We start from the raw sequence: 11,764 nt of genomic DNA on the forward strand, positions 1-11,764 counted from the left end.
TGGCATAAAACTATATTGCATAGCTTCATTTATAAGGATGTTGTTGCTTGTAAATTTCTTGATTGAATTTTTTGTGTTTGAACCATTCTTCCAATATCATCAAATAGATGCAGTGTAATCTTTGAAACTGTTTCTAGTCCGTATTTATAATTATTACTTATAGTATTGAAAGACTTAGGTTATATGCTGGTTTAACCCTTTTTTACATACATATATATTTTCTTTTTGATTTTTTTCAAATCTTTTTCGTTGCTCTTCCGTTGTCTGATTATTTTGCTTTTTATGAAAAAGGTGAAATGCATTTGCTACATTTTTACAAGATAAAAGTTTTAGACCATAAGCACGAAATCTCCAATCCAAATCAACATCATCTGGAAGCGAAGATTCCCCATAGCTTTCATCAAAACCATTTATAGCTACCATATCCTTTTTAAAACATGAAAAATTACATCCAATCAAACTTGTATTTCTCTTTCTAGTAGAGATAAAATATTTATATATAAATGAGTTTGGATTTATATATATACCTTGTTCATATCTTGTATTTTTATCAAACATAAGTTCAATACCAAGAGTTAGATAATGCTTTTGCAAGCTATATGGATTAAGAGTACCTTCTCTAAATTTTTTTGATAACCTAGCATTTAAGTTAGCCCTTCTCCCCGCTAAAACCACACCTTCCTTCGCGAGTGCAATATGACCAGCTACAAAAGTAGAGTATGGAATTATGTCTCCATCTAAAAATATAAGATACTCTCCAGAACTCTTTAAAATTCCATTATTTTGAGATTTTGATTTTCTTACACCTTTATCTTCTTGAAAAGTATGTTTAATATCTATTTCCTTAACAGAGTTAATATACTCTTTCATCTCAAAAGAGTTGTTATCTTCAGCAACAATCACTTCGAAATTTTTGTATGTTTGTATTTTGAGGGCCTCTATTATAAGATTTAGGGCAGTTATATCTTTATAAACTGCTATAATTATGCTTACTTTCATACCATATTCTCTAATATAGTTCTTAATTTAACAAACTGTTTTTTATCTGAAAACTTATCCTGACATTTTTTTTGTCCGGCTTGAGCCATATCTTTCTTTAGAGAAGGATTTTCTATAAGCTTTTGTATAGCCTCTGCTAAACTTTCGGCATTTTGATTTTCAAAAAGAAGTCCTGTTTTTTCATCATCTATGATTTCAACCACTCCTCCACTATTTGAACCAATAACAGCACTGCCTACTTGCATAGCTTCAATAAGAACTAATCCAAATGTCTCTCTCTTTGAGGCTAAAACCACAGCGTCACAAATCTGATAAAAATGGTGTGGATTTTTCATAAAACCTAAAAAATGGATATTTTTTTCTATAAATCTTTTTTTTACATCATCTTTTAGCTCTAGCAAATATGATTCTTTCATAGGATGCCCTACAAAATAAGCATTTACATTGAATCCTTTCTTTAAAAGAATATCTACAGCCTTTATGAGTAAATGCTGACCTTTTGCTTCATTGATTCTACCAACCATTCCAACATTAAAGCTATCTTTACTAAACCCTAACTCTTTTTTTAACTCATTTTGTTTTTCATCATCTAACATTTCAGGCTTATCTGAACCCATATATAGAACTTCTACTTGTGGACAAATCTCTTTAGGTATAAATTTTTCTAACTGTTTTTTTACCTGATGAGTAACAGGAAGTAGTAAATTTATATTTTTATATAACCACCTATGATAAAAATCATCTTTAAATCTAGTCATAGTCATATTTCTAGTTTGTACTATTTTTGGATTTGATGTTGATAAAAGCTTCGCTAAAACTACAACTGGTAAATCTTTTGTCCAGTGAGCATGGATGATCTCTATATTATTCTTATCTATAATATTGGCTATTTTTTTTGCCATAGAAAATATAAATAGATTTGATTTTTTATCTAACATCTCATATTTATATGTTGTACCTGTATAGTACTGTTCTAATTTACCTTTTGAATTTATAAGGCTTATAACATTCATATCTTTATCAAGTGCTTTTGCACTACGAACCATATATAATTCAAGTCCACCTAAATCAGGAGATAAGCAAAGCTCCATTAGATTTTTTTTACTCATTTTTTATATTTCCTCTTTACAAGCTATTCTTGTAATTTTACCAAAGTAAGCTTGTAATACAATTTTATTAGGCACTTTTACAATAATCTAATTTAAGGTAAACCTCTCGAGTAATAACTGTTTAAAGCTCAAAGAGCTATATTAGTGGAGTAAGGTTTAAGTAAAAGATTGTTCCCTTGTCTATTTGACTCTCAACTGAGATTTTTATTTTTAACTCTTCACAAAGTTTTTTGACAATATGCAGTCCTATGCCGATGCCACGCTCTTGCTCTTTGTAAAAACGCTCAAAGACTCGTTTGGGATTTTTGATGCCTTTACCGCTGTCTTGTATAAGAAGATTATTCTCTTTATAGCGAATATTTACTGTGCCATTTTTTTTATTGTACTTAGCTGCGTTTGAGAGTAGGTTATCTACAATTCTGCTAAAGGCATCTTTGTTCGTAAAGAGTTTCACATTCATGGTCTCAACACTAAAGTGAATGCTCTTGTAGTTACTGCTTATAAGATTTACTCTCTCTTGTAAAAAATCATAGAGCTCAAATTCTTCTTTTTGTGAGGCATGAGAGTTTAGGTAAGAACGCAAGTTTGATTGAAGATTTAAGATGTTGGCTACACTGTTTTCTATGCGTTTTATCTGTGATGTTTCGCCAAATTTACTTTTGAGCATTGAGATATTTAAACGCAAAGTAGAGAGAGGGGTGTTAAAGTCGTGTAAAATATCTTTGATGAACTCTTCAGTTAAACGCAGCGCATTGCGCAGTGGAGAGAGTGCATAGAGTGCAAAGCCAAAGGAGAGCAGGGCAATGATAAATTCAAGCAGTAAAAACTGTAACAAAAGGCTGCGTTTAATCTTACTTATTTTTGCAGCATAGAGGCTCTTTTTAAGATAAATTTTGAGGTAATTCTTTTTTGAATTGGGAATGGTAAAGTAGGAAGTAAGTTCATCCTGCTTTTTGTAAAGCTTGTAGAGTTCATGCCCATTTTTTTGTACAAAATCTATGCCATACTCTTTACACTGCAGATTAAAACTACAGATACGCATTTGTGAAAATATCTGTTCGTCAAGTGTTTGCACCTCTTTTTGGTAGTTGATAAAAAAGAGGGCCCCAATGAGTAGTGACTGGGAAAAGAAGAAGAGAAAAAAACTTTTAAGAAGTGATTCTTGTTCAACTTTTTTCAAGAATGTACCCCACACCTCGAATATTTTTTACAGGAAGTCCAGTAATGTGTTTGAATTTACTTAAGGCTACGCGAAGCGCAGAGTCAGATGGATTTACAAGACATTCCATCAAAATAGTTTTATCGAGGACATTGCCAATGTTTTGCATAAAAATATCGCATAGACACTCTTGGACCTCACCAAGAGGAACGATTTGTCCATCTTTATGCAGCTCTTTTTTCTGTGGCGAGTAGCGTAGATTTTTGTACTCTATATCTTTGCTGACCTGTGAGAGTTTAGCTTTAACGCGTATGAGCAGTTCCTCGGGAAAAAAAGGTTTTTTTATGTAATCATCCGCGCCTACTTCAAACCCTTTTGCAATGGTATTTAAGTCCACAAGTGCACTAATAAAAATGGTAGGAGTATTGTCATCTGCATTTCTGAGACTCTCTAGCAGTTCTATACCATTCATATCAGGGACATTGATGTCAAAAACATACAAATCATACTTATTATCATAACTTGTATCTACTGCATCATTGCCATTATGCACAAGTGTTACCTTGTACTCATGCATCTCAAGCAACTCTTGGAGTGTCTCTGCTAGTTCATAATCATCTTCGAGTAAAAGGATATTAAAAATAGTAACCTACCTTGAGAGAAAGAGCATTATCACTTGCTGAATCACTTAGACCATAAGCATAAGATAAAATTAAAAATCGGCTTTTATCTATAGAATAATATCCATAAAGAGATGCTGTTTGTATATCTTCTACACCTTTGTAAATACTATTTGAGAGATTATATGCGCCACTCATATAGAGTTTATTTGTAAAATAGTAACCTAAACCAGCACTATATGCATTTGTATCTTGATAAATATAGTTAGTGTTAGTAGTATTAACATCATCATCATTAATCATAGTGTAACTGTAACCGCCAAAAATATTTATTTTAGCTACTGTATAACTAAGACTTGCCGAACCTGTGTAGTCTGTATTGTTATTATTAAGTGATGTTTGGTATGTTGGTAGTAATGCTCCTGCACCTAAACGCAGCGATAAGTTTCTGATAGGTCTGAAATTATAAGCGGCTCCAATAAAAGAGTCGTTTAATCCATCTTCATCAGATGAATTTTTTGTTGTAGTCTTATAATAAGAAGTAGATGCTTGTAGTGAAAAATTACCATAGTAATAGTCCATTTGCAAAGAACCTGAATAAGTGTCTGTTTGATTGAGCGTAGCATAATTTGAATCTGAAAAGTTTGCACCGATGATTACATCAGCATGTCCTTTTGATGCTTTTTTAACAGAGAGTTTTTTAATACTACATCCATTAATATCTACTAAATCTGTTAAGGGTGTGTTTGGACATTTGTCAACACTATTAGCTACTCCATCCATATCTGAATCAGAATAAGCAAAGAGTCCGCTAGATAGAAGACCAAAAGTCATTAGTATAAGTAAGATTTTATTCATTTATTTCTCCTGAAAAAATTGGAAGTTTGAGTTGCATAACCACTCTAAAAAGTGATTATACTATGTTATTAATGACGATTACTAAAATCGTTATTTTGAGTTTGATTATTTTGATGTTCCATTTGATCTATATGATTCATATGATCTCCAGCTTGCATTTGGTTTGTTCTTTGAGTTTGATCCATGTGTTGCATAGCATGAGCTTGATGCTCCTGAATCATATCTTCTGTCATTTGATGCATATCTTCACCCATTTCTTGTGCGTGATCTTTTGTATCTTGAGCATTTTTATGCATTTCCTCGCCCATATCTTGACCTGCTTTCATATTGCTTTGTGCTTGCCCTTGCATTTTCTCTTGCATTTGAGCAATAGCGTCTGTGCGCTCTTGTACATTCATATTTGCAAGTTGTTCTTTAAACTGGTTCATAAGTTGTACACGCTCTTGTGCAGGTGCATTTTGAATTTTTGTGATTTGAGCATCAATACCTGAGTTAGTGTTATTTGACTGTGTTGCAGTATCATCTGCCATACCTAAAGTTAATGCTCCAAGAAGAGCTACTGATAATGTGATTTTTGCGAAATTCATTTTGAATCCTTTATGTTTTTAATTTTCAAACCTGAAAGTTTTCGCTTTTTGAAGCGACTTCCTTGTTTTGATAGTGGTATTATCACATAAGAGTGTAAGCGGAGTGTTAGCAGTTTTTTCAGCCACTTGTTTCACGTCATTTGAAACTGATGCGTGAAGCAGAGCTTGTACAAACAAAGCAGAGTGGAAAGTGGATGATATACAGTCTAACGCAAAATAAAATTCTCAACTGCTTGTTAGAAGATTTGCAAGAGGAGTTTGAAACTCTTCCAAAGGTCGTTGCCTGTTCAAGGTGCTAGCTAGTATATCTCTTGAACACGCCCAACTTCCCCACTCATTAAACGTACTTTGATGCCATGTGGATGTGTGGGTGATTTTGTAAGAATGTCACGAACGATGCCATCGGTCAAATACCCTGTATCTTGGTCTTTTTTTAGCACTATGGCAACGCTCATTCCATGCTTTAGATTAGAGCGTTTTTTCCCATCAAGCATTTGTTTACATTCCCATATATGGTTTTAAAACTTCAGGAATGCTAATACTTCCATCCTCGTTTTGGTAGTTTTCCATAATGGCAACGATGGTACGACCAACGGCTAATGAGCTTCCATTGAGTGTATTTACAAGTTCATTTTTCTTTCCGTTTTTGTAGCGGATTTTTGCACGTCTGGCTTGGAAATCTCTTGTGTTGGATATGGAACTTATCTCACGGTAAGTATTTTGTCCTGGAAGCCATACTTCGATGTCTGTCGTGTGCGCTGCACCAAAACCAAGATCTCCCGTACATAAGTTTACTAAACGGTGTGGAAGCTCAAGTGCCGTTAAAATTTCTGAAGCAGTGTTTACCATATCGTCAAATACTGCTTCACTCTCTTCTGGTTTTGTGATGCAGACAAGCTCTACTTTATGAAACTGATGCTGACGGATGATACCGCGTGTATCACGTCCTGCTGCACCTGCTTCTTTTCTATAACAAGATGTGTAGCCTGTCATTTTAATTGGAAGATTATCTGCTGGAATTATCTCATCTTGAAATAGGTTTGTCAAAGGGACTTCCGCAGTAGGAATAAGAAAAAGTTCTTGTCCCTCTATCTTATAAAGATCGTCTTCAAATTTTGGAAGTTGCCCAGTGCCTTCGAGTGCTTTTCTGTTTACAATGTGTGGCACACTTACTTCTGTGTAGCCTTTTTTTGCATTGTAATTGAGCATAAAGTTGATGAGTGCGCGTTCAAGTTTTGCACCCATATCGTAAGCAACACTAAAACGACTTCCTGCGAGTTTGACACCACGCTCGAAATCTATCCAGCCGTTTTGTTCTGCAAGTTCCCAATGCTCTTTTGGTGTAAATGAAAACTCTTTTGGAGTAAGCACACGACCGAGCTCAACATTAGACTCTTCATCTTCACCGTCTGGAACATCATCATCTGGAATGTTAGGAATTGCCATTGCAATTTTTTCAAGCTCCTCTTGGCGGAGTCTTTGCACTTCGAGTGCATCTGCAATGTGGATTTTGTTTTCATCTACTTTTGCTTTAAGCTCTGAGATGTCTTTGCCCTCACGCTTGTAAACACCAAACTCTTTACTCATAGCATTTTGTGCAGCTTGGAGTGATTCAAAATTTACTTTTGCCTCTTTGAGCTCTTCAAATTTTACTTTTACTTTTTCAAGTAGTTTCTCATCAACGCCTTTACGCATCAGTTTTTTGCTAACAGTATCAAACTCTTTTTGGAGTAGTTTTAAATCAATCATAATTTTCCTAATCAGTATTACTTAAATAATTAACGTGATTATAGCAAATTTATATATCCGTTGTCTTGAAAGATTTTTTTCCCTGTATTTGAGTGGATAAATCGGAGAAATTTTTGTGCATTTGGATTTTTAAGTCCCTCTTTTGATACAACATAAGCTTGAATAATATGGTTATAGAGCTTTGTGTCGATTTGTATCCAGTCTATTCCCTCTTTTTTTCTCCCTTTTGGAAGAATATATAGAGCCGATTTTGATAAAAATCCAGCATCTCCTCTCCAAATAACATTATCTATAGCGGTTGCAACATCTGAAGAGTAGCGTACTTTTTTAAGTGTTTTCATATCGCATTTTGAATTTTTTAGTACTTGCATTGCAGCTACACCATAAGGAGCGGTTTTCTTGTTTGCTATTGTAATGTTTTTTATTTTTTTTGATGCGAGCACTTTGATTCCTTCTTTTTGAAGAGGAAGATATTTTGGTACAAAAAGTATAAGCAATCCTTGTGTATAGTCTATTGGTTTTGTGGCACTTTTTTTTAGCTTATAAATTTGTGCTGGATAGCGTTTGTTTGCTGAGAAATATATGTCGTACTCTTTACCATGTAAAATGGCATCTGCTGAATAGCCCGAAGAGTCGTATTGTATATGTACTGAGGCATTTGGATATTTTTTATAAAATGCTTGTATTATTTGAGGAAAAACAAATTCTAAATTACTCGATGCCAAGATAAAAGCCGGTCTTACATAGGCTTTTGTTACATTTTTATCTGCTGATAAAGTACTTATTTGTAGGAGTAAAAAAAATAATAATATAAGTTTTTTGCACATTTGTTTTTCTTTAAAGTCAAATTCTTGAATAATTTTAGCGTAAGTATATTTAATATTGCTATAATGTTATAAAGTGAGATTGGGACAGAGGGATGAGATATAAAGTAAAATTTATAAACCGGGTGATTTATATTATTATATTTATTTGGACTATTATAGTTTTGGGTGCTGTTTTAGTAAATGTAAAAAATAACTATGGTTATGCAGACTCTCTTGTAAAAACTGAAGCCATTGTAAGTGTAAAAAAAGATTTGGCATACCGCTCTTGGATTGCTTCACATGGCGGTATTTATGTTCCCATAACAAAAAGTACACCTCCCAATCCTTATCTTTCATATATAAAAAATCGTGATGTTTGTACAACTGCTGGACAACATTTAACACTTATGAATCCTGCATATACACTTTCCCAAATGATGCATGATTACACAAAGCTTTATGGAATAAAAGGTCATACTACAAGTTTAGTACTTATAAACCCAAAGAATAAGCCTGATGCATGGGAAAAGAAGGTGCTTGAAGAGGCAGAAATTACAAGAAAATCCTACTCAACTAAAGAAGATATGGGTGGTGAAGAGTACTTCCGTTACCTTAGACCATTAGTGACGAAAAAGTCGTGTCTGAAATGCCATGCTTTTCAAGGTTATAAAGAGGGTGACATTCGAGGGGGTGTCTCTGTTTCTATTCCTCTGAAACCTTATTATGCTGAAGCATTTAAACACTCTTTTGAAGAGACAGCTGCTTTACTTTTTATATATCTACTTGGCTTAGGTGTTATATTTTATGGTAAAAAAAGAGCAAAAGAGCTTTTAGAAGATAAAATAAAAGATTATGAACAGCATATATTTTCTCTTGTAAATATCATAGAAAAAAGGGACAGCTACACAGCTGGACACTCTAAAAGGGTTGCAAAATACTCTGTACTTATAGCTGAGCAAATGGGTTATAATGAAGATAAACTTGACGATTTGTATCGTGCTTGTATGCTTCATGATATTGGAAAAATTTCTACACCAGATTCTATTTTACTAAAGCCGGGGCGCTTAACTCCTTTAGAGTATGAAATTATTAAAGAGCATGTTGTTGTGAGTTATGAACTCTTAAGTGGTGTTGATATTTATAAAGATATTGCAGAGATTGTAAGGCATCACCATGAACACTATGATGGAAGCGGCTATCCGCAAGGCCTTAAGGGAGATGAAATTCCTATGCTGTCTCAGATTATGACTGTTGCAGACTCTTTTGACGCAATGACGACCAATAGAATTTATAAGACGAGAAAAGATGTCTCTGTAGCACTTAGTGAGATGCAGCATTTGGCAGGAAAACAGTTTTACTCTGAGGTTGTAAGAGCGGCATTAGTTGCCCTAAAAGATATATCTGTCGAGATGGAAATATCACAGCAGCCAAAAAGTAAAATAGAAAAAGAGCGTTTTTCTTACTTTTATAAAGATCAGGTAACTGATGTCTATAACAAAGATTACCTAGAATTTGTGTTGGCATATAACCATACTGATGAGTTTAATATGCATTGTCTCAGTGCAGTTTCGTTGCATAATTTTAATCAATACAATAAAAAACATGGTTGGAATGAGGGCGATAAACTTCTTAAAAAGTTTGCACAGGTTTTAGTCAATATAAATAAAAGTGAACTTGTTTTTCGAGTTTTTGGAGATAGTTTTATAGTTTTAAACTCTGAGCATTTTGATTTAAGCAAACATTTAGATGTGTTAAATGAGGTTTTAGAGGGGAGTGGTGTTTCAATTTCTGTAAAGCATTCTGATATGAGAACTGAAGATATAAAAATGCTTAGTGACATCGAAGCCCTTATAAGGCGTAAAGGCTAAACGAGTATATCTTTTGCTATGTTAAATTGATTTGCTGTCATAAGGTGGATTTTTGGGTGGAGTTCTTTGAGCTCTTCAAAGAGTTTTTTACTAAGTTCAAACCCTACTTTATACTCTTCATCGACACCTTGTAGATTTGCTTTACGGAGTTTGTCTATCCAACATGGTGGAACATTGATGCCTGGTACATGAGAAGCTAAAAACTGTGCGGTACGGAGTTTTGTGATGGGGAAAACTCCTAAAATAAGCTCTGCACTTTTATTTTCAGAGCAGCAAGCACTGTTTGCTTCTTCTTTAAGCTCTAAAAGTTGTTTTGCATTTTCTACATCATAAACAGGTTGGGTTATAATACCAACTGCACCATGTTTTATCTTCTTTTGTATTTTTTTTTGGAGCGTTTTTGGATTTTTTGCATAGGAGTTCACTACAGCAAAAGGGTAGATATGCTTAGGTGCTTCGGCAAAAGGTTTTGCTGCATAATCCATTCCAGAGTTAAACGCAGCGATGATGTCCAAAAGCAGCGATGAATCAGCTTCAAAGACACCCTTTGCGTTTGGCTGATCACTTATGGTTGCAGGGTCTCCAGTAAGCGCTAAAATAGTGCGAATATCAAATTCATTTGCACCAAGTAGGTCAGATTGGAGTGCTATTTTATTGCGGTCACGCATACTCATAGTTGCAATGACTGGCTTATGAAATCTCTCTTGGAGTAACTTAGCTCCAAAGAGCGCATTAAACTTCAATTTTGCCAGAGGATTATCTGTTGTAGAGAATCCGTCTACCATTTCATTAAGTCCAAGTGCTGCTATTTTATCAATAGTAGGCGTGAAAGTTGCAGAGTGTCCAGGGGTCGTCTCAAGTGTAATATATGTATCGTTTTTTAACTTGTTTATCAGTGTATCAAACAAAAAAAGTCCTATTTCGCTATAATTTCGACATTATATACAAAAGAGAGAAAATTTATGCTAAAACTTGCGGTATTTGACTTTGATTCGACATTAATGGATGGTGAAACTATTGACTTCTTTGCGGATGAATTAGGAATAGGTGAAGAGGTTGCGCGGATTACTGAAGAGGCTATGAGTGGGAGACTTGATTTTTTTGAGTCTTTGCAGCAAAGAGTAGGGCTTTTAAAAGGGCTTGATTATTCAGTAGTTGAAAAAATTTCCCACTCTTTACCATATATGGCTGGAGCAAAAGAGACTATTGCCGCGCTTAAAAGTCAGGGTATGACTGTTGTATGTTTTAGCGGAGGTTTTCGTACTGCTACTTCTTATGCAAAAGATATATTGGGCTATGATGCAGACTTTTCAAATGTCTTACATGAAAAAGATGGAAAGCTTACAGGACTTGTCGGTGGAGATATGATGTTTAATTTCTCAAAAGGCGATATGCTAGTACGTTTGCAGAATGTTTTAGGTGTAAGTAAAGAAGAGACACTTGTTTGTGGCGATGGTGCAAATGACCTTTCTATGTTTGCGCATGCTGGGACACGAGTTGCGTTTTGTGCAAGAGAGATTTTAGAGCGTGAAGCCAACATCATCATTAAAGAGAAAAATCTCTCTTTGATATTAGAAAAAATATAAGGATAAATATGTTGAAAAATACAGTGTGGAGACAATACCACGATGAGAATAACTTTAGAGAAAAACTTGCAGAGTTTTGTAAGATGGATAGTTTGGATTTAATGGAAGATGATAAAGATTTATATAGTGTTTTAAAAGCAAAGCTTACAAAAAAAGAGCTCAAACTTTTTGCTATGGATACGGCAGGTCTTGATTCTGAGGTGATTAAAAGTGAGTTTGATTATGATGATGAAGCACTAGAAAAAGCGAAATTTAAACTTTATAAAAAACTTATACAAGATAAAACTAGACTTGCATTTGGTAGTGTTCAATAATCTGTGTCAGCATCGGATAATTCCTAAAATTGTATCATAAATCTAAAGCATCATCCAACCTGCCATCGAAAAAGATGGCAAGTTGTGAGATGGTAAGTGACCAGTTCCG

14 protein-coding genes are annotated in these 11,764 nt (G+C 34.3%); 4 read left to right on the forward strand and 10 right to left on the reverse strand.

Annotation, left to right across the window (positions count from 1 at the left end; translation table 11 throughout):
• Positions 1-174: 174 nt before the first annotated feature.
• The 6 genes from MV589_RS09955 to MV589_RS09980 form a co-directional block, all read right to left on the reverse strand.
• Positions 175-999 (reverse strand): glycosyltransferase, encoded by an 825-nt coding sequence (locus tag MV589_RS09955; protein WP_297434447.1) that lies wholly within the window; start codon positions 997-999, stop codon positions 175-177.
• A complete protein-coding gene (locus MV589_RS09960; protein ID WP_297434448.1) occupies positions 996-2,108 on the reverse strand; it encodes a glycosyltransferase family 4 protein in 1,113 nt (370 codons plus the stop codon). Before MV589_RS09960 ends, MV589_RS09955 begins: the two co-directional genes overlap by 4 nt.
• A gap of 136 nt (positions 2,109-2,244) precedes the next feature.
• Positions 2,245-3,288 carry a sensor histidine kinase gene (locus MV589_RS09965; protein WP_297434450.1) on the reverse strand — a complete coding sequence of 348 codons (1,044 nt, stop codon included), beginning with the start codon at positions 3,286-3,288 and terminating at the stop codon, positions 2,245-2,247.
• On the reverse strand, positions 3,275-3,910 hold the full coding sequence (locus MV589_RS09970) for a response regulator transcription factor (RefSeq protein ID WP_367271603.1): 636 nt from the start codon (positions 3,908-3,910) through the stop codon (positions 3,275-3,277). Before MV589_RS09970 ends, MV589_RS09965 begins: the two co-directional genes overlap by 14 nt.
• Positions 3,903-4,745, reverse strand: coding sequence for a porin family protein (locus MV589_RS09975; RefSeq protein WP_297434452.1), 843 nt, complete (start codon positions 4,743-4,745; stop codon positions 3,903-3,905). The genes MV589_RS09970 and MV589_RS09975 overlap by 8 nt, the downstream gene beginning before the upstream one ends.
• 68 nt (positions 4,746-4,813) lie before the next feature.
• Positions 4,814-5,332: a hypothetical protein gene (locus MV589_RS09980; protein ID WP_297434453.1), complete on the reverse strand. Its 519-nt coding sequence runs from the start codon at positions 5,330-5,332 to the stop codon at positions 4,814-4,816.
• Positions 5,333-5,481: 149 nt separating this feature from the next.
• Here MV589_RS09980 and MV589_RS09985 point away from each other — a divergent pair, with 149 nt between their 5' ends.
• Positions 5,482-5,631 carry a hypothetical protein gene (locus tag MV589_RS09985; RefSeq protein ID WP_297434455.1) on the forward strand — a complete coding sequence of 50 codons (150 nt, stop codon included), beginning with the start codon at positions 5,482-5,484 and terminating at the stop codon, positions 5,629-5,631.
• Here the strand turns inward: MV589_RS09985 and MV589_RS09990 are convergent, their stop codons facing one another.
• The 3 genes from MV589_RS09990 to modA are packed head-to-tail and all read right to left on the reverse strand — an operon-like array spanning position 5,632 to position 7,908.
• A complete protein-coding gene (locus tag MV589_RS09990; protein ID WP_297434457.1) occupies positions 5,632-5,826 on the reverse strand; it encodes a YwbE family protein in 195 nt (64 codons plus the stop codon).
• Between the two features lie 4 nt (positions 5,827-5,830).
• On the reverse strand, positions 5,831-7,081 hold the full coding sequence (serS, locus tag MV589_RS09995) for a serine--tRNA ligase (protein ID WP_297434459.1): 1,251 nt from the start codon (positions 7,079-7,081) through the stop codon (positions 5,831-5,833).
• Positions 7,082-7,119: 38 nt separating this feature from the next.
• Positions 7,120-7,908, reverse strand: a complete 789-nt coding sequence (modA, locus tag MV589_RS10000) for a molybdate ABC transporter substrate-binding protein (protein WP_297434461.1) — start codon at positions 7,906-7,908, stop codon at positions 7,120-7,122.
• A gap of 92 nt (positions 7,909-8,000) precedes the next feature.
• On the opposite strand from modA, the gene MV589_RS10005 reads away from it, so the two are divergent.
• Positions 8,001-9,755: an HD domain-containing phosphohydrolase gene (locus MV589_RS10005; protein ID WP_297434462.1), complete on the forward strand. Its 1,755-nt coding sequence runs from the start codon at positions 8,001-8,003 to the stop codon at positions 9,753-9,755.
• Here the strand turns inward: MV589_RS10005 and MV589_RS10010 are convergent.
• On the reverse strand, positions 9,752-10,663 hold the full coding sequence (locus tag MV589_RS10010) for a methylenetetrahydrofolate reductase (protein WP_297434464.1): 912 nt from the start codon (positions 10,661-10,663) through the stop codon (positions 9,752-9,754). The genes MV589_RS10005 and MV589_RS10010 overlap by 4 nt on opposite strands.
• Before the next feature lie 21 nt (positions 10,664-10,684).
• Here MV589_RS10010 and serB point away from each other — a divergent pair, with 21 nt between their 5' ends.
• Together serB and MV589_RS10020 are read left to right on the forward strand one after the other, a co-directional pair.
• On the forward strand, positions 10,685-11,341 hold the full coding sequence (gene serB / locus MV589_RS10015) for a phosphoserine phosphatase SerB (RefSeq protein WP_297434471.1): 657 nt from the start codon (positions 10,685-10,687) through the stop codon (positions 11,339-11,341).
• 8 nt (positions 11,342-11,349) lie between these two features.
• A complete protein-coding gene (locus MV589_RS10020; protein WP_297434467.1) occupies positions 11,350-11,655 on the forward strand; it encodes a hypothetical protein in 306 nt (101 codons plus the stop codon).
• Positions 11,656-11,764 lie beyond the last annotated feature (109 nt).

Source organism: Sulfurimonas sp. (genome assembly GCF_026991475.1).
Lineage (GTDB): Bacteria > Campylobacterota > Campylobacteria > Campylobacterales > Sulfurimonadaceae > Sulfurimonas.